Annotated in this window: 22 protein-coding genes; 15 read left to right on the plus strand and 7 right to left on the minus strand. The window is 74.1% G+C overall.

Annotated elements, in window-relative coordinates; all coding sequences use genetic code 11:
- The first annotated feature begins 184 nt into the window (after positions 1 to 184).
- Positions 185 to 376 carry a DNA-binding protein gene (locus ACRYR8_RS09035; RefSeq protein ID WP_432484191.1) on the plus strand — a complete coding sequence of 64 codons (192 nt, stop codon included), beginning with the start codon at positions 185 to 187 and terminating at the stop codon, positions 374 to 376.
- Positions 373 to 759, plus strand: a complete 387-nt coding sequence (locus ACRYR8_RS09040) for a type II toxin-antitoxin system death-on-curing family toxin (protein ID WP_432484085.1) — start codon at positions 373 to 375, stop codon at positions 757 to 759. Before ACRYR8_RS09035 ends, ACRYR8_RS09040 begins: the two co-directional genes overlap by 4 nt.
- A 94-nt stretch (positions 760 to 853) precedes the next feature.
- On the opposite strand, the gene ACRYR8_RS09045 is transcribed toward ACRYR8_RS09040, so the two are convergent.
- Positions 854 to 1,705: a DUF4240 domain-containing protein gene (locus ACRYR8_RS09045; protein ID WP_432484087.1), complete on the minus strand. Its 852-nt coding sequence runs from the start codon at positions 1,703 to 1,705 to the stop codon at positions 854 to 856.
- Positions 1,706 to 1,925: 220 nt separating this feature from the next.
- Between ACRYR8_RS09045 and ACRYR8_RS09050 the strand changes: the two genes are divergently transcribed.
- The 7 genes from ACRYR8_RS09050 (at position 1,926) to ACRYR8_RS09080 (ending at position 6,437) form a co-directional block, all read left to right on the plus strand.
- Entirely contained in the window at positions 1,926 to 2,420 is a 495-nt protein-coding gene (locus ACRYR8_RS09050) for an RNA polymerase sigma factor (RefSeq protein WP_432484089.1), read from the plus strand.
- Complete coding sequence (locus tag ACRYR8_RS09055; protein WP_432484091.1) at positions 2,417 to 3,277, plus strand: hypothetical protein; 861 nt, start codon at positions 2,417 to 2,419, stop codon at positions 3,275 to 3,277. The genes ACRYR8_RS09050 and ACRYR8_RS09055 overlap by 4 nt, the downstream gene beginning before the upstream one ends.
- Before the next feature lie 245 nt (positions 3,278 to 3,522).
- Positions 3,523 to 3,795, plus strand: a complete 273-nt coding sequence (locus ACRYR8_RS09060) for a hypothetical protein (RefSeq protein ID WP_432484093.1) — start codon at positions 3,523 to 3,525, stop codon at positions 3,793 to 3,795.
- A 191-nt stretch (positions 3,796 to 3,986) separates the two neighbouring features.
- Positions 3,987 to 4,868, plus strand: a complete 882-nt coding sequence (locus tag ACRYR8_RS09065; protein ID WP_432484095.1) for a hypothetical protein — start codon at positions 3,987 to 3,989, stop codon at positions 4,866 to 4,868.
- Positions 4,869 to 5,044: 176 nt separating this feature from the next.
- Positions 5,045 to 5,428, plus strand: a complete 384-nt coding sequence (locus tag ACRYR8_RS09070; RefSeq protein ID WP_432484097.1) for a helix-turn-helix transcriptional regulator — start codon at positions 5,045 to 5,047, stop codon at positions 5,426 to 5,428.
- A complete protein-coding gene (locus ACRYR8_RS09075; protein ID WP_432484099.1) occupies positions 5,425 to 5,973 on the plus strand; it encodes a hypothetical protein in 549 nt (182 codons plus the stop codon). The genes ACRYR8_RS09070 and ACRYR8_RS09075 overlap by 4 nt, the downstream gene beginning before the upstream one ends.
- A gap of 266 nt (positions 5,974 to 6,239) precedes the next feature.
- A complete protein-coding gene (locus ACRYR8_RS09080) occupies positions 6,240 to 6,437 on the plus strand; it encodes a hypothetical protein (RefSeq protein WP_432484101.1) in 198 nt (65 codons plus the stop codon).
- A 295-nt stretch (positions 6,438 to 6,732) separates the two neighbouring features.
- On the opposite strand, the gene ACRYR8_RS09085 is transcribed toward ACRYR8_RS09080, so the two are convergent.
- Entirely contained in the window at positions 6,733 to 7,266 is a 534-nt protein-coding gene (locus ACRYR8_RS09085) for a hypothetical protein (RefSeq protein WP_432484103.1), read from the minus strand.
- A 189-nt stretch (positions 7,267 to 7,455) separates the two neighbouring features.
- On the opposite strand from ACRYR8_RS09085, the gene ACRYR8_RS09090 reads away from it, so the two are divergent.
- Positions 7,456 to 8,394: a tyrosine-type recombinase/integrase gene (locus ACRYR8_RS09090; protein ID WP_432484105.1), complete on the plus strand. Its 939-nt coding sequence runs from the start codon at positions 7,456 to 7,458 to the stop codon at positions 8,392 to 8,394.
- A gap of 46 nt (positions 8,395 to 8,440) precedes the next feature.
- Here ACRYR8_RS09090 and ACRYR8_RS09095 read toward each other — a convergent pair whose 3' ends face one another.
- Together ACRYR8_RS09095 and ACRYR8_RS09100 are read right to left on the minus strand one after the other, a co-directional pair.
- Entirely contained in the window at positions 8,441 to 9,133 is a 693-nt protein-coding gene (locus tag ACRYR8_RS09095) for a hypothetical protein (RefSeq protein WP_432484107.1), read from the minus strand.
- Positions 9,134 to 9,213: 80 nt separating this feature from the next.
- Positions 9,214 to 9,663, minus strand: coding sequence for a hypothetical protein (locus tag ACRYR8_RS09100; RefSeq protein WP_432484109.1), 450 nt, complete (start codon positions 9,661 to 9,663; stop codon positions 9,214 to 9,216).
- A 163-nt stretch (positions 9,664 to 9,826) separates the two neighbouring features.
- Between ACRYR8_RS09100 and ACRYR8_RS09105 the strand changes: the two genes are divergently transcribed.
- Entirely contained in the window at positions 9,827 to 10,582 is a 756-nt protein-coding gene (locus ACRYR8_RS09105) for a hypothetical protein (RefSeq protein WP_432484111.1), read from the plus strand.
- 146 nt (positions 10,583 to 10,728) lie between these two features.
- On the plus strand, positions 10,729 to 11,037 hold the full coding sequence (locus ACRYR8_RS09110) for a hypothetical protein (RefSeq protein WP_432484113.1): 309 nt from the start codon (positions 10,729 to 10,731) through the stop codon (positions 11,035 to 11,037).
- On the opposite strand, the gene ACRYR8_RS09115 is transcribed toward ACRYR8_RS09110, so the two are convergent.
- Positions 10,947 to 11,990, minus strand: coding sequence for a universal stress protein (locus tag ACRYR8_RS09115; RefSeq protein ID WP_432484115.1), 1,044 nt, complete (start codon positions 11,988 to 11,990; stop codon positions 10,947 to 10,949). The two genes, ACRYR8_RS09110 and ACRYR8_RS09115, sit on opposite strands and share 91 nt — an antisense overlap.
- Positions 11,991 to 12,136: 146 nt before the next feature.
- Here ACRYR8_RS09115 and ACRYR8_RS09120 point away from each other — a divergent pair, with 146 nt between their 5' ends.
- Positions 12,137 to 13,675, plus strand: a complete 1,539-nt coding sequence (locus ACRYR8_RS09120; RefSeq protein ID WP_432484117.1) for an APC family permease — start codon at positions 12,137 to 12,139, stop codon at positions 13,673 to 13,675.
- A 42-nt stretch (positions 13,676 to 13,717) separates the two neighbouring features.
- Here ACRYR8_RS09120 and ACRYR8_RS09125 read toward each other — a convergent pair whose 3' ends face one another.
- Positions 13,718 to 14,857, minus strand: coding sequence for an N-acetylglucosamine-6-phosphate deacetylase (locus tag ACRYR8_RS09125; protein ID WP_432484119.1), 1,140 nt, complete (start codon positions 14,855 to 14,857; stop codon positions 13,718 to 13,720).
- Positions 14,854 to 15,897, minus strand: coding sequence for an SIS domain-containing protein (locus tag ACRYR8_RS09130; RefSeq protein WP_432484121.1), 1,044 nt, complete (start codon positions 15,895 to 15,897; stop codon positions 14,854 to 14,856). The genes ACRYR8_RS09125 and ACRYR8_RS09130 overlap by 4 nt, the downstream gene beginning before the upstream one ends.
- Positions 15,898 to 16,015: 118 nt before the next feature.
- Between ACRYR8_RS09130 and ACRYR8_RS09135 the strand changes: the two genes are divergently transcribed.
- Complete coding sequence (locus ACRYR8_RS09135) at positions 16,016 to 16,912, plus strand: MurR/RpiR family transcriptional regulator (protein ID WP_432484123.1); 897 nt, start codon at positions 16,016 to 16,018, stop codon at positions 16,910 to 16,912.
- Between the two features lie 44 nt (positions 16,913 to 16,956).
- Positions 16,957 to 17,217, plus strand: a complete 261-nt coding sequence (locus tag ACRYR8_RS09140; protein ID WP_432484125.1) for a thioredoxin domain-containing protein — start codon at positions 16,957 to 16,959, stop codon at positions 17,215 to 17,217.
- The last annotated feature ends 11 nt before the right edge of the window (positions 17,218 to 17,228 follow it).

Consider the following 17,228-nt stretch of genomic DNA (forward strand, 5'->3'; position numbering starts at 1 on the left):
CCGACGCTCCGCACGCCATGAGAGAGCCACACCCCACCTCGGGTGGGCAGCCGATAAGAGAGCGTCACGCCGGGCACCTCGGCTCCAGCCTGGCCGGGCCGTCGCCGTGAGGGAAGTCAACAAGTAGCCGATGACCAAGCGCCTGGCCTACTCGGTACCACGGCGGTACCATCCACGGGTGGCCATGAACCTGCGACTGACCGACGAGGAGACCGAGGCCTTGCGCCGACGCGCCGAGCAGGAGGGCCGCTCCATGCAGGAGGTGGCTCGCACCGCCATTGGTGAGTACGTCTCCGACCGCCCTGCACGCCTGCGCGCGGCCATCGACCGGGTGCGCACCGAGGACGCCGAACTCCTGGCCCGCCTCGCCCGGTGACCGAGCCGCACCCCCCGATCGACCACCTGACCACCGAGGACCTGCTGGAGATCGCCGCCGGCGTCGTCGAGGACGTCCAGGTCCGCGATCTGGGACTGCTGGCTTCGGCCGCCGCGCGCCCCCGCACCACCGTCTTCGGCCGCGAGGCCTACCCCGGCCTGGCCGAGAAGGCCGCCGCGCTGATGCACTCCCTGGCCCGCAACCACCCGCTGGTCGACGGCAACAAGCGCCTGGCCTGGTCCGCCGCCCGCGTCTTCTGCCTGCTCAACGGCACCGACCTGGTCATGGACGTCGACGACGCCGAGCAGATGGTCCTCGCCGTGGCCGCCGGCGACCTCGACGCCACGGAACTAGCGGAGGTGATCAACCGGCACCTGCGGTGAAGACGCACGGACATGGCGCTGGCCAGGACGTCGCCGACCTTCCGGATCTGTCGAAGAGCGAGCGTTCGACACACCTGTCGCAGATTCCGGCGCGTCAGGGCAGGGAGAGTGCTGCGCCAGCGTCCAGGTGGACCGCCAGGGCATCGAAGACGGTGCACAGGTCACGGCGCACCCACTGCTCCACCTCAGCCTGCGAACCCTCGGAGCCGACGCTGGGCGAGTAGGTGCTGGCCTCGATCCGATCTCGGTAGCGCCGCACCCGCACCTGCCCCAGGCGCACCTCCCCCTCGACCGTCGCGGGCGTCCACCGCTGCAGGCTCTCGGCAGTGTCGAAGTTGACGTACACCAGCACCGGCGGCGCGCCCGTGCCCACCCACCAGCGCCGCCAGGCCGCGTCTTCACGCAGCGCTGCGGTTAGGCGCTCGGCCAGCGGCCAGTACCCCAGCGGGGCCGGCACCTGCACGTGGCAGGGGCGCACCGCGATCCACTCGTCTTCCGCGTCGAGCAGCGAGGGGCGCTGCGCCGGGTCCTCATCGCCCTCGGGCACGTCCAGGGCGACCCCCGTCAACTCCTCGTGCACCCGCGCGCAGACATAGGGCACGGCTTCGGCGACGGGTACGTAGGCAGAGAGCACCACCGTGGGGTCGGCCAGCGCCGCGGCGTGGAGCTGCTCGCCGCTGACGACCACCGACAGCGCCTGAATCCGCCCCGCATCACCGCCGATGGCCAGGTGCGCGGGCAGCACCGCGTCGACCCGGCGCAACAGCTGACCCGCGCGGCGGGTCAGCCCCCACATGAACGCCTCGACCTCTTCAGGGCTCCTGCGCCTGAGCGCTTCGCTCAGCTCGCGCGAGGCCGCTTCCACGCCGACGGCAGTGCCATCGTCGGCCTCGGCATCCACCAGTGCGATGAGGGCCCAGAAGTCGTCATCCGTTAGCGGCACCATGCAGCTCCTTCGTCCATGAACGGCTGGCTCGTGAGCATGGCGCACGACCCCGACAACACGTCCGCTGATCCCGCGTTGAGCGCGGTCCACTAGACCTGTCAGTGCCCCGAGTCGACCAATCGCACCCCCACCGGGGACCAGGTCCGCGACGATGACGCCACGGACGCCCAGGACGTTCGAGCGGTGCAACGTCCGTGGCTACTGAGACGACGAGGCAGGTGTGAGCGACCTCCCCAGCCTCCAGCACCTCACGCTGGAAGCGGCCTACCGCCAACACCACCAGCCGCTGCTGCGCCTGGCCGTCTTGATGACCGGCTCACGCCACGACGCCGAAGACGTCGTGCACGCCGTCTTCGCCAGCGCCCACCCCCGCTGGGACCGCATCGACGACCCCGGCGCCTACCTGCGCCGCGCCGTCGTCAACGCCTGCCACGACCATCACCGCCGCCGCTACCGCGCCCGCCGCCTCACCCCACCGGCCGAGGCCGAGCCGGTCGTGCACCCACCCGAGACCGACGAGACCTGGGCCCAGCTCACCCAGCTCCCCCCGGCTCAGCGTGCCGTGGTTGTCCTGCGCTTCTACGAAGACTTGCCCCTGACCCAGATCGCGGACCTGCTGGGCCGGCCCGCCGCGACCGTCCGATCCGACCTGCACCGCGCCTTGAAGACCCTGCACAAGACCCTGCGCACCACTCCGCGAGAGGACCTGCCATGACCTCCACCCGATCCGTTCCCGGCGCCTCCGACGACACGGGTGGTCTGGACGCCGAGCTGGCCCAGCTCGAAGCCGACCTCGGCCCGCGTCTGCGCCGCGACCTTCACCACATCGCCGCCGGCGTCACCACCGCGGACACCACCGCACCCGACACCATTGCCCCCAGCCGCCCGCGGGCCACCCGACGCCGCACGGCGCTGCTGGCCGGCGCCGGCCTCGCAGCCACCCTCGGACTGGCCGCCGCCGGCTACGGCTTCCTCCCCCCGCACCCCGAGACCGCCGTCTTCAGCGGCAGCATCGACGGTCACCGGTGGTGGGTGCAGCCCTTCACCCAACCCGACGCCTGCGGCGGGACCGCGCCGTTGTGGGGTACCAGCACCATCTCCGACGCCTCCAACTGGCCGGGCAAGGAGATCAGCTACGGCGCGGTCCTCTACGGCGAACCGGTCAGCACCGACCGCGGTGTCTGCGCAGGGGACACCGCCGCCTGGCTGGGCGACCCCGCGAAGATCACGAGTCAGTTGTCCTTCCTCAGCGACGGCGGCGAGCCGGGTGCTGCGACCGCGTGGTCGGTGCTGGTCGCTCCTGACGTGACCGCCGTCCGCGTCAGCATCAACGGCAGCGGCGGCAACAGGGGCGACGACAGCGGTGCTGGTCGGTTGACGACGGAGCTGACGGTGGCGACCAAGGGCCTGGCCCCGGAGGATGCGGTGCCGCGGGTGGCGGCGTTTGCGCTGCCGGCGGGGGTGGAGACCGTGCGCCTGGAGGCCGTCACCGCCGATGGGCGCATCGTGCCCGACGCCGGCGGGGACATCTCCGTGCCTTCACCGGACGACCTGGAGAGCCAGGGTTCGTAGGACAGGCCAACGCCTGCCAGCAAGGCTCTGCCTCCGGACCTGGGGCGGGCTTTGCTGGGTAGCCAGCAATCGCACGGTCATCCCGCGCTCAGCGCGCGATCATGGGCGCCGGCGACTCGCGCTCTTGTCGAAGAGCGAGCAGCGGCCGCCGCCGTGACCGGTGCAAGAGTGAGGTCATGAGCGACACCGCCCGAGGCACCAGCCAGCGCGGGGCACGCTTGAGCTTTCTGGCTCGACCTCACTGGATGAACGCCCTGCTGCTCAGAGCCGCCGCCAGGCCGTACCTGCGCTTGGACGGCACCGAGCACACCCTGGCGTGGGGTCGCACCAGCGTCTTCACCCTCGAGCCAGGTCAGCACACGCTCGAAGCGTTCTGGCGCTACCGCGGCACTGGAGCGCCCCTGGGCACCGGCACCCTGCAGGTGCAGGTGCAGCAGGACGAGGAAGCCATCGTCGAGGCCCGCAACGGCCCGTTGAACCACCAACCGCTGCAGCTGCGACGACGGCCGACCCACTGAAGCCCCCCGATCCGCCGTCGATCTCGCGGTCATCCCGCTGACGTGGCGTGCACCACCGCGGACCCAACCCCACTGGGTGCTGCCGGGCGCCCTGCTGAGCCGTTCAGCTCCCGCGGACTGTGGCGCACGGAACAGCTCCCCACGCCCGCTCGGCCGTGCCCTCCAGTCGGCCGCAGCACGATGCTGGTGCCATGAGCACGACCGGGCTGAACGGGGAACCAGCACAAGAGGTGACCTCGCGGGTGCGCACCGACGCCTTCGGCACCGGGGCGCTGCGCTGGTGGCGGCGCCTGGCCGGTGCAGGGGTGGTGGCGCTGCTGGCCCTGGCGTTCGGTGCGCTGGCCACCGGCCAGGACGGCACCGACCGCGACAGCGGTTGGTGGGCGCTGGTCGTGGTGGCGTGCACGTACGTCGGGGTGCTGCTCTCGCGCCTTCTCAGCGGCGCCGCGCGCGGGGCGAGGCTGCTGGGCCGGCACGCGCTGGCCGGTGCCGGGCTGGGCCTGGTAGCGGCGGTGATCCTCGACAGGGTCTTCTACAGCGACGACGTCGGCTCGCTGCTGATCCTCTTGGTGCCGCTCTTCCTGCTGTGCGGCGCCCTGGTGGGGGCGGGCACGGCCGCGCTGGCGCTGCTGGTGCCGCCCCGCGCCGCCGTCGCGGTGGCACTGGTGGGGGTGGCGGCCACCGCCGCGCTGGCGTGGCTGACCTTCCGCCCCGCCGCGCCGTACGACCTGTTCGCGGTAGACGCCACCGAGCAGGTGACCGCCGCCGGTGGTGCCGCTGGCCTAGCCGGGCGCGTGGTGCAGGCCGTCGAAGGCACCGCCGCCGGCGGTGACCTGCGCACCGTGCTGGCGTGGGAGGTCATCGCCGAGGAGGCATCAGCAGGGTTGAGCCACTCACAACCCCACTTCAGGTCCACCCCGGCCGAAGACCTGGCGATCTCCCGGTCCACCGGGCAGGCGGTGCGGCTGGTCACCGTGCGGGTGCGCGGCGAAAGCGCGGCGTGCGTGGTCATCGACGCGGACACCACTGACGTGCTGGGCGGAGCCTGCGAGGACCTGGACCTGGTGCGCTGAGCAACTCCGGCAGCAAGAGCAGCCTCAACGCCCTCCAGCCACCACCCACATCACGCTCATCCCGCAGACATTGCACGGTCTCGTGCCGAAGAGTTCATGAGCACGTCCGCGACGACTGCTCGTCGCCCGCCGACCACCACTCCCACCGCTCGCTCCTGTTGTTCACCTTGCGCTCCATGTTGCGTCGACGCAACGCTGGAAGCGTGACCAACAAGGCAAAGGAGCCAGCAGGCGCCAGGCAGCTGCACAACCGCCTCGCAGTGCTGCGCGCCGAACGCGGCACCACCCGCCGCCAACTGGCCGAAGCGGTCGGCGTCAACGTCCAGACCATCGGCTTCCTCGAACGCGGCGACTACGGCCCCTCCCTGGAACTCGCCCTGCGCCTAGCCGCCCACTTCGACCTGCCCGTCGAAGCGATCTTCTCCCTGGCCCCCTTCCCACCCATGTCGGCGCAGCTGTACGCCAACCCCACGCCCTCACCCACGCCCCCGACGGCACCCACGACGGCGTACCCCGCGGCGCCGACGACGGTGCCCGCACAGGCAGGAGCCAGCACGTGAACCCCGCCAGCACCGAACGCCGTGCGCACCTGCGCGCCGCGACCCAAGCCCGACTCCAGGAACAACGTCAGCAGCCGCTGCCGGCGTGGCTGGCCACCCGCACCGCCCGCCGCGCCCTCGCCCTGCTCCCGATGGCCACCTTCGCCCTCGGTGTCCTGGCCGCCACCGCCGGAGGCGGCTTCAACACCGCGGTGCTCTCAGCAGCCACCTCACTCCTAGCCAGCTACGCCATCGTGGCGCTACGCCGCGCGACCCGAATGCTGGACAACGCTCCCGAAAGCCTCCTCGACGAACGCGAAATCAGCGACCGCGACCACGCCTACCGCCGCGGCTTCCGCCTCACCCTGCTACTGCTGGGCGCGCTGACGGTCCTGACGGTCCTCAACAGCTTCCTGGCGCAGGAAGCAGGCGTCCAGCTCTTCGAGAGCGTGGGCTGGATGGCGTTGATCTTCGCCTCGCTCCTCACCGCCACCATGCTTCCCGCCGCCGCCCTCGCCTGGAATTGGCGCGAACCGGCCCTTGAACCCGACGACCTCGACAAGTGATCACCGTCGCAGCCGACGCATCCGGACAGGCCGCGGAGCGCGACGCTTGGTCCGCTCACGCCCCGAAGAACTTCACGGTCATCCCGCTGGCCGGGCTCGATCATGAACAAGCGTCGGCGCCCGCTCGTGTCGAGAGCCAGACGTCCTCTCTGCGGTGCCGGGTACACGCCCGCGGCGACGCCACCACCTCCACCGCACGATCCGGCTGCGCGCTCCGGCTCGGGGCGTGTGCCAGGCTGGCTCGACCCGATCGAGGAGGAACCGCGATGGCTGAGCCCGACGACCCCGACGTGCAGCGCCAGCGAGGTCCGGACCCGATGCCCTTCACCAGCGGCAACCAGTTCGCCCCCTTCCAGCGCGAGCACGACCCGCAGGCAGGACCGCAGCGCACCGGGATGATCGTCGCCAGCACCCTCGGCCCCCTGCTGATCATCGCCGTCTTGCTGTGGGTGTGGGTGCGTTAGCTCCCGCAGCCAGGGCCGTGCCGCGGCGACAGGCACCCGGTCGTGAGGCGGTGAAAGCGCCCCGCACGGTCATGGCATCTCCTGGACCTTCCCGTGAGATGCACCCCTCTCTGTCAACGTGGGGTGAGACAGGCGGCTTGTGTCCGTCACGGTCGGCGCCGATACTGACCGGGTGCGCATCCCTGTAGGGGTGCGAAGTGGGCCCGGCAGCCTTCCGGACGGTGGGTGAGCCGGGCTTCGCGCTGTCCAGATCCTGCTTGGGCCCGTGCCCTGGGTCCTGCAACCCCGCGGGCATTCACCGCACTTGCTGGACCTCCCCGATGATCGGGCGGACCCGGTCCTGCCACAGGCCGCCGTGGGTCCAGCACCACGCCACCGCGTCCGCGATCCACAACAGCGGCTCCGAACGGGGCGGCAGGTGCTCGTAGACCAGCTCATCCACCACCCCCGCCGCCCGCACCGCGGCCCGCAGGGTGCGCCGGTCACTGGCGATGAGGGAGTCGTCCTGCTCCAGCACCAGCCGGTGCGCCCCCACCACCGCCAGGTCAGCCACCAGCTGCTCCAGCACGAGCCGGCGGGCCAGGCGCTGATCCGGCACGGCGCGGGCGTCGTAAAGGTCGACCACGACCCCGCTGGTGCACAACGCTGCCGCGATCTGCCCCTGGCGGGCCTTGCCTTCCTTGGTGAAGTGCAGCCGCTCCTGACGCGCCAGCAGCAGACCCCGCAGCAGAGTGCGGGTCGGAGCCAGCTGACGCGGCTGCACCCGGGCCGCGGCGACCAGTAGCCCGTTCGCCTTCGTCTCATCGACGAAGACGTGCACGCTCCCCACGCCCCCCGCACCGACGACCGTGCCGACGACTCCACCGACGGGTCCCCGGGCGTGAAGGGCTGACGGTTGCGGCGGGCCTCGCGTCAGCATCATGGATCGCCTTTGTCGCTGCTCCAGCGGGGCACCTGATGCCTGCACCGCCACAGCCGGTGTCTCGCGCAGGCCGCAGCCGCGAGGGCACGCTCGAGCATGACCCTGCCTTCCGACCCTCCTCCCACTTCGCTGCCCATCGCCCTCGGCGACGGCACCTGGCGCACCGACCCCCTACGCCTGGCCATCGCCGCCTACCTGGCCCGTTACCGCGGCGAGACCCGGCGGCACGCCGAGTCCGACCTGCGCGCCTACCTCACCTGGTGCCAACTGCGCGGCCTGAACCCGCTGGCCGCCCGGCGCCCGCACATCGAGCTGTACGTGCGGTGGATGCAAGAGAACCAGCACTTCGCCGCCTCCACCGTCTCTCGCCGCATGTCAGTGGTCGTCGGCTTCTACCGCACCTGCGTCATCGACGCCGTCCTCGAGCACTCACCGGCTGACTACGTCCGCCGCCCCAACGTGCCACCCGAGTCACCAACCCTGGGCCTGTCCCACCTGCAACTCGAAGCGATGCTCGCCACCTCCCGGGACTCGGTCAACCCGTGCGACTTCGCCCTGGTGTGCCTGCTCGGGCTGCTGGGCCTGCGCATCTTCGAGGCCTGCGCCCTGGACATCACCGACCTCGGCGAGGAGCACGGCCACCGTGTCCTGCGCGTGGTGGGCAAGGGCCACAAGATCGTCCTCGTCCCGCTGGCGCCGGCGGTGGGCCGAGCCGTGGACCGCGCCATCAGCGACCGAGTAGCCGGCCCGCTGCTGCTGAACACCCGCGGCGGGCGCCTGGACCGCCACTCCGCCACCCGAAGACTGCGTCACCTCGCAGCCGACGCCCGCATCCGGCTGCCGCGCATGCACCCGCACATGCTGCGCCACACGTACGTCACCACCATGCTCGACGCCGGCGTGGACCTTCGGGACGTCCAGATCGCCGCTCGTCACGCCGACCCAAGGACGACGATGCGCTACGACCGGGCCCGCACCACCTTGGACCGTCACCCCAATTACATCCTCGCCGCCTACATGGCCTCCGGCACCTGACCGACTTCACTCATCTGGCGATGTCCAGGAGATCGACTGGTGGTGATCAGCCGAGCAGGCCCCACACCTGATCGACGATGCGAACCCGGTACAGCAGCACCGCGAGCACGACCGCGAGGACCGGCGCCAGCACTCGGGTGCTGCGCCCGGTGGGCAGCCCCACGGTCACCAGCACCGCAGCCAGCACGTCCACGGTCACCCTCACCCAGCTGACCAGCCCCAGCGAGAGCGAGCCCTCCCAGGCCGCCACAGCCCGTGGCACTTCACCGGTGACCAGCAGGCGGGCAGCCAGCACAGCGGGTACCGACACCGCCAGCACCCCCGCTCCAGCGCGCACCCGGTGCAGCAGCGCCGCTGCTACCGGTACCGCGGTGAAGGCCACCACCCACCAGCGCAGCGGGTAGCTGCCCACCGGGTAGCCCAGAACCATCGAGGTCCACACGTAGTAGCCCGCCACCATCGCCGCGCAGAAGGCCGTCGCCCGCAGCGCCGCCGAGAACGCACTGGACGCGGAGCGCACGGCCAGGACCAGGGCCAGCACCCACACCCCGAAGCCATTGCCCAGGTCGGCCAGGACACCGACCCACCACGCACCGGCAGCAGTGGGCCACCAGATGCCTGCACTCTCGGCGGCCTTGACCAACGCGCCACTGGTCGCGCCGGCTGCCGTCCAGCTCACCAGCGCGTGGATCCCCGCGCGCCGCACCCGTACCGCCTCTGCCGCTGTTCCTGCCGCCACCGCAGCAGGCTGGCAGACCGGTTCCGTCCCCACCGGCGATCGATCGACAACGCACGGTCATCCAGCGTTGTGGGCGTCGATCACCCAGGCTGGCAGCCCTCCCCGCTCTCCAACGCCGCGACATCAGGACACCGGTCATGGCTCCACTCCCCGGAGCCGAAGGAGTCTGCGGTGGCGTCGGTGAAGACCTCCACCCCGCCACCGGGCAGCACCCGGTAGTACGTCCTGATCGGATCCCCTTCCGTGGTCAGGGACGTCACCTGGACCTCCACCCCCTCGTGCTGCGCGCCCGCACCGAGCAGGCAATCCTGCAGAGCCGCCGGGACAGGCCGGCCCTGGGGGACGGTGATCGGCGCGCACTGCGGCAAGGCGGGACGCTCCCGGAACGCCGCCGGGGCTCGCCCGTCGGCGGTGAGCTGCCACACCACCCACGCGCCCGTCCCGACGGCGAAGAGCAGCAGGGCCACGCCCAGCACCGCGACGAGGGAGACGGGTCGTCTCGGCGAGGCATCAGCGACTCTGCTGTCCATCTCCACATGATGCTCGCGCACTGGCAGGTGGGGGGATGGTTGGTCACACCCGACTTCACGGTCATCCCGCCTTCCGAGCGCATCCGAGAACGCTGATGACCTCACGGACTTGTCGATGTCCGGCTGCGGGGATGCGGAGCAGCGACCGCTCCACACTGGCCCGGTGAGCCTCCAGCAACTGCAGCCGGCCCCACCCGACACCACCGTCACCTGGCTGACCGATGCCCTGCCGCTGGACCTCTTCACCCCCCGCGGCGCCTCGATCGACGCGTTCGCGGCCACCACCTCGCTGCTGCACCCGGCCAGCGACGCCGACGGCGTCCCCGTCACCTGGACGCAGGTGGCCGCCCACACCGGCCACCTCCTGCACCCGAGCGGCACCTGGAACGACGTCTCGGGCACCGTGCACACCCGCCGCAGCGCCCGCAGCGACTGGCCCGGCGGCGCACCCGAACTCGGCGAGCTCGGCGAGCCCGGCTGGAACGCGCTGCTGAGCCACCTGGTGCGCTGGTCCGGACCCGACGCCGCCTGCGTTCTCGCCGTCGACGAGGACCTGCCGTGGGTGCGCGGCGGTACCGGCGTCGGCTTCCACGGCGACCCCCACCACGCGGAGCCTGCGCAGGAACCGGCCTTCCCCACGCAGGTCCTCACCACCGCCCCCCGCGTCCACCTGCTGCGCACCTGCCTGCTGCTGGCCGGCCCACTGGCCGCGGTGCGCACGCTGGGACGCACCTGGCGCTACCGAGAGCGTCACTGGTTCGAGCGTCACGGCCCCACCGCCCTGTGGCCGGCTGACCGCTCCTGGCTGGTGCTGACCGACCTCGACGCCGACAGCACCGTCGTGGCCGGACCCCGCACGCTCATCGACGCCGTCTCGGCCGATGCCCGGCTCGAGACACGACCGCAGCCCCCGTCGTAGCTACCCGCCGGACGACTTCACGGTCATCCCGCGCTCCGGGTGATGCGTCGACGACACCGCCCGTGACGCAGACCTCCAGCTCACAGCCCTACGGCGCCACTGAGCTCAGGCGAACACTTGTTCGACCAGCATGTCATCCTGGTCGGGTGTCGGGCGGTCGGTGGGGCCGGGTGGACGAGGAGCGCTACCGCGCGGCCCGCGCCCGCGGAGAGCCGTCGCCGTTCGGTGAGCCCGTCCCCCCGCCGCCCGTGGAGGAGCGCGCCGCGGTGCTGCACTGCTGGGTGCGCACCCCGCGCGACGGCACGCGCCCGGGACTGCTGCTGGGGTGGCGGCGCGAGGACGGGCGGTGGCTGGGACGGGTGGCCTACGTCCTCCTCGACCCGGTGGGCAGGCCGGTCCTGGTGGACGGCTGGGTGCCGGCGGCGGTGCTGCGCCCGGCGACGAGACCCTCCTGACGCGCGGCGGTGTCGGGCAGCACGACGGTGCGCGAGGCGGGCGGGACCAGCGCGACGGGGGCGCGCAGCGTGCGCACCGGCAGGACCGCCGCGTCGGCGGAGGCGGCCACCACGAGGTCGCCGACGTGCACGGCGCGGGCGACGGCGTCGCCCACCCGGCCCTGCACGACGTCGGCCACCACGGGGCGGCGGGAGGCGACGACCAGGCGCTCGCGGGTGGAGCGGTACCGCTGCAGCGCGACCGGGGCCCGCCGCTCGCGCGACGACGGCGGGGACGACGAGGACGACGGGGACGGCGACGGCGGCGTGCTCCACGCGGTGAGCAGCCGCACCCCGCACCCGGTGGCCTCCGCGCGGCGGGCGGTCCAGTCCACCGCGGCGTCGGAGGCCGCGGCGAACGCGGCGTCGGACACCACGAGCAGGCGCCGCGGGGCGGTCAGCACGGCCTGCGGGCCGACGAGGACGACCGGGACGGGCGAGCGCGGCACGCACCCGCGCAGCACGTGCCCGGTCCCAGGCCCGAGGGGACCCACGCGCCGGCCGCAGCCCAGGACGAGCCAGCCGCCGCCGGAGGCGGCCACGAGCAGGGCGGTGGCGACGTCGCCGGTCACGACGGAGGTGGTGACCCGTGGGCAGCGGCCGGGCAGCCGCTCCACCTCCTCGGCCAGCACGGCCTGCAGGGACGCGGACGGCAGCGGCCGCACCGGCGGACCGGGCGGGGCGCCCGGCGGGGGCTCGCCGTGCGGGGGGTCCACCGCCACGACGTGCACGGCGCCGCCCGCGGCGGCCGCCTCCAGCAGCGCCCAGCGCAGCGCGCGCCGGGAGGCACCCGAACCGGACCAGCCGACCGTGGTGCGCCCCCGCGGGACCCCGCCGCTCCGGGCACCGGGTCCTGCACCGGGTTCAGCACCGGTCACGCCCGGGTTCACGCCCGGGTTCACGCCTGTGTTCACGACACCGCCTCCTCGCGGCCGGGACCGGGTGCCCCCGGCACCCGTGCCCCGATCGTGCGCCCCGGCGGACGCGCGCACAACAGGGCCGGGGTCCCGCGCCGGTTACGCTTGCCGGCTGGATCGGCCCCGGAGCAGCGAGGAGCGGCATGGCGGAGCGACGGGGTGCGGACGGCGCCCTGACCCTGGAAGAGGGCGGCAAGGGCCTGCGGCCCGCGGCCCTGGGGCTGTGGGGGAACACGGTGATCGGCCTGGGCGCCACGGCCCCGGCGTACAGCCTGGCCGCCACCCTGGGGTACGTGGTGCTGGCGGTGCACGACAAGGCGCCGGCGATGTTCCTGGTGGCGTTCGCGCCGATGCTGCTGGTGGCGTTCGCCTACCGCGAGCTGAACCGGGCCGCCCCCGACTGCGGCACCACGTTCACCTGGGGCACCAAGGCCCTGGGCCCGTGGGTGGGCTGGATGGGCGGCTGGGGCGTGGCCGTCTCGGCGATCATCGTCCTGGCGAACGTCGCGGAGATCTCCGCGGTGTACACGCTGCGGTTCCTGGGCGCCGAGGACCTGGCGGACCAGCCGGTGCTCCGGGTGGGCCTGGGCGTGCTGTTCATCGCGGGGATGACGTGGGTGAGCTACCGCGGCATCAAGATCTCCGAGCAGCTGCAGAACGTCCTGGTGATCGTGCAGTTCGCGGTGCTGGGCCTGCTGGCGGTGGCGGCGCTGTACCTGGTGCTCGCCGGGGACGCCGGTCCGCAGGCGGTCGTGCCGCAGTGGGACTGGTTCTCCCCGTTCGGGGTGAGCGCGTCGGCGCTGGCCGAGGCGGTGATCCTGTGCATCTTCATCTACTGGGGCTGGGACGCCTGCCTGGCGGTCACCGAGGAGACGCGCGACTCCGGCTCCACGCCGGGGCGGGCGGCACTGCTGTCCACGGTGATCCTGCTGGTGACGTACGTGCTCGTGGCGGTCGCGGTGCAGGCGTACGCGGGTTTCGGCGCCACCGGCATCGGGCTGCGCAACGAGGCCAACGCCGACGACGTGCTGACCATCCTCGGCGACCCGGTGGGCGGGGCGGTCGCGTCCTCGCTGCTGCTGCTGACGGTGGCGGTGTCGGCGGCGGCCTCGACGCAGACCACGATCCTGCCGACCGCGCGCGGGACGCTGTCGATGGCGGTGTACGGCGCGCTGCCGCAGCGCTTCGCGCGGGTGCACCCGCGCTACCGGACGCCGTCGTTCGGCACGCTCGTCATGGGTGCCTCGGCGGTGGGTTTCTACCTGGTGCTGAGCGTGGTGAGCCAGAACGCGCTGCAGGACTCGATCGCCTCGCTGGGCCTGGCGGTGGCGTTCTACTACGGGATCACCGCGTTCTCGTGCGTGTGGTTCTTCCGCCGAACCCTGGGCCGCTCGGTGCGCGACGCGCTGATGCGCGGGGTGTTCCCCCTGGTGGGCGGCCTGGCGATGTTGTGGGCGTTCGGGCAGAGCGCGGTGGACATGCTCGACCCGGAGTACGGCTACACGCGCTTCGGCTCGGTGGGCGGCGTGTTCGTCATCGGCGTGGGGATGCTCGCGCTGGGGGTCCCCCTCATGCTGCTGTGCGCGGTGCGGCTGCGGGCGTTCTTCCGCGGCGAGACGCTGCGCGAGGACACCCCGGTCCTGGTGCCGGACACGGGGGAACCGCCCGTCGGCGGTCTGTGACGGGCACCTCCGCTGCGCCCGGTGCGCGTGGCCCGACCGCGGTCAGGCGACGACGCGCACCGGGCGCAGGTGCGCGTCCAGGACGACCGCTCCCCCGGTGGCGCCCGGTTCCAGGTGGCCGCGGTCGGCCCGGCCCAGCAGCGCCGCGGGGACGGTGGTGACGGCGGCGAGCGCGTCGTCGAGCGGGACGCCCGCGGCCGTGACGGCGAAGCGCAGGGCCCGGTCCAGGGTCAGGGTGCTGCCGGCGATGGCGCCGCCGGCGGCCAGGCGCGCCACGCCGCGCTCGACGACGGCCTCCAGGCCGCCGAGGCGGTAGGTGCCGTCGCCGGCGCCGGCGGCGGCCATCGCGTCGGTGACCAGCGCGGTGCGCGCCGGCCCGGCGGTGCGGGCGGCGTGGGCGAGGGTCAGCGGGTGCAGGTGGACGCCGTCGGCGACGAGCTCCACGACGACCCGCTCGTCGGCCAGCAGCGCGAGCACGGGGCCGGGGCGGCGGTGGTGCACCGGCGGCATGGCGTTGAAGAGGTGGGTGGCCAGGCGCGCGCCGGCGTCCACGGCGGCGCGGGTGGTCGTCTCGTCGGCGCCGGTGTGCCCGATCGCGGCGACCGCGCCGTGCCCGGTGACCCGCCGGACGGCGTCCAGGCCGCCGGGCAGCTCGGGGGCGAGGGTGACCACGCGCACGAGACCGGTGCCCAGCAGCCGGTCCACGTCGGCGGCCGCGGGCGCCCGCAGCAGCGCCGCCTCGTGGGCACCGCGGTGGTCCGGGTCGAGCCAGGGCCCCTCCAGGTGGGCGCCGGCGAGCACGCCCTCGGCGACGAGGCCGGCCAGCGCGGTGAGGCTGCCGGCGAGCTCGGCGACGGGCCGGGTGACGAGGCTGGCCAGCAGGGTGGTGGTGCCGTGCGCGCGGTGCGCGGCGGCGACGGTGCGGGCGGCGGCGACGGCTGCCTCGCCGGTCCCGCCGAAGGACGCGCCGCCGCCGCCGTGGCAGTGCAGGTCGACGAACCCCGGCACGACGAGGTGCCCTGCCGCGTCGACGACCTCGGCGCCCTGCGCGACCGGCGGCTCGCCGGCGCCGGCGGCCAGGACCCGCGCCCCGCGCAGCAGGACCCACCCGCCGGGCAGGGCGCGCCGGCCGGTGCGGACGTCGCCGTCGCGCAGCAGGACCGTGCCGGCCGGAGCGCTCACCGGGTCTCGGTGACCTTGCGCAGCCCGCGGGGCGCGTCGGGGTCCAGCCCGCGGGCCACGGCCATCTCCAGCGCCAGGCGCTGCAGGGGCACGATCTGCACCACCGGTGCGAGGTCCTCGCGCACCCCGGCGGGCACGGCCAGGCGCACGGTGGCGTCGGGGGCCAGGCCGTCGGGTGCCACGGCGCACACGTCGGCGCCGCGGTCGCGCAGGGCGTGCAGGACGGGGGTCATCGCCTCGCCGCCGGGCCCTTCGGGCACGACGGCGAGCACGGGCCGGTCGGCGTCGACCATCGCGAGGGGTCCGTGCATGAGGTCGGCGGCGGAGAACGCCTGCGCCGACAGGTAGGAGGTCTCCATGAGCTTCAGCGCGGCTTCGCGCGCGGTCGGGTAGGAGTAGCCGCGGGCGGTGAGGACGAGGCGGTCGACGAAGCGGTAGCGGGTGGCGACGCCGGCGACGTCGTCCGCCTCGACGGCCCGCTGCAGGAGCTCCGGCACGGTGCGGGCGGGGCCGGTGTCGCCGCCGCGCCAGGTGGTGATCAGCAGCCAGAGGGTGAGCAGCTGGGCGGTGTAGCTCTTGGTGGCGGCCACGGCCAGCTCGGGGCCGGCGTGCACGTCCAGGTGCAGTTCCGCGGCGGCGGCCAGCGCCGAGGTGGGGTCGTTCGTGACGGCGAGGGTGAGGGCGCCGGCGCGGCGGGCGGCGGCGGTGGACTCCACGAGGTCGGGAGATCCGCCGGACTGGCTGACGGCGATCCAGAGCACGCCGGTGAGGTCGGGGCGGGCGCCGTAGACGGTGAGGGTGGAGGTGGAGGTGAGCCCGGCGGGCAGGCCGAGGCCGACCTCGACGAGGTACTTGGCGTAGAGGGCGGCGTGGTCGCTGGTGCCGCGGGCGGTGAGCAGCACGGTGCGGGGCGCGGCCTCGCGCAGCCGGGCGGCCACGCGCGCCAGTTCCCCGCCTGCGGCGCTCAGGACGCGCTCGGCGACGGCGGGCTGCTCGGCGATCTCGGAGCGGACCAGGTGGCCGCGGGGCGGGGTGCTCACGGCGACTCCACGGGGTCGGGGGGATGAAAGAAGTTGACACGAAACTACACGGGCACGAAAGTCGTCGCCAGAGTTTCCCCCGGGCCCGGCGACGGGCCCACCGACACCGGAGGCCGGCGTGCCCGTACCCGCGCAGCCCCCGCACCCCGGGACCCTGCGCGCCCACCTGCTCGCCGCAGCGCCCGGCGCGACCGCCTCCACGGCCCGGGTGCTGCGCGTGCTCCTGGACGACCCGGCCGCCGCGCACCTCACCGTCACCGACCTGGCCGGCCGCGCCGGCACCAGCGAGGCGACCGTGGTGCGCACGGCCCGCTCGCTGGGTTTCGCCGGCTACCCGCAGCTGCGGCTGGCGCTGGCCGCGGCCGGCGGCGCGGAGCCCGAGGAACCCGTCGCGCTGCTCACCGGCGACCTCGCCGAGGGCGGGGACCTGGCCGCGGTGGTCGCCACCCTCGCCGCGCTGGAGCGCGAGGCCGTCAGCGCCACCGCCGGCGCGCTGGACGTGGCGGTGCTCGCCGCCGCCGCCGACGCCGTCGCCGCCGCCCGGGTCGTGGACTGCTACGGCGTGGGCGTCTCCGCGCTCGTGGCCCGGCACGCCGACCTGGGCGCGGCCCGCCTCGGCCTGCTGAGCCGGCTGCGCACCGAACCGCACGCCGCCCTGGTCAGCAGCGCCCTGCTGCGCCCGGGCGACGTCGCCCTCGCCGTCAGCAGCTCGGGGCGCACCCGCGAGGTGCTCACCGCCGCCCGGCAGGCCCGCGAGCGCGGTGCGACCGTGCTGGCGATCACCGGCTCGTCCACCGGCCCGCTGGCCCGCACGGCCGACCACGTGCTGGTGGCGGCCGGGCGCGAGACCGCTCACCGCGCCGGGGCGACGGCCGGGCGGGCCAGCGCGCTGTTCCTCACCGACTGCCTGCACGTCGCGGTGGCGCAGCGCCTGGGCGGGGAGGCCGTGACGGCGCTGCGGGAGACGTACCGGGCGGCGGGGGGACGCCGGGGGCGCACCGACGGGACGCGCTGACGGGGCGCCGGAAGCCCCCGGTCGCCCTCGGCGTTGACGCGCACGTGATCGTCGAGCTGTACACGTCCGCGTTCTGCGGTCCCTGCCGCGCCGCGCGGGCCGTGTTCGCCGAAGCCGTCCGGCTGGTGCCCGCCGCCCGGCTGGAGGAGGTCGACGTCGCCGCGGACACCGGCCGGGCGGGCGCCGCCGGAGTCACGAGCACCCCGACCGTGCTGGTGCGCACCGGGGACGGCGCGGAGGTGTTCCGCGCCGCGGGGGTGCCGACCCTGCCGCAGGCGCTCGCGGCGATGGGCCGGGCCGGCTGACCGGGCCGGCC

The sequence above is a fragment of the Kineococcus esterisolvens genome (assembly GCF_050871405.1).
Taxonomy (GTDB): Bacteria; Actinomycetota; Actinomycetes; order Actinomycetales; family Kineococcaceae; genus Kineococcus.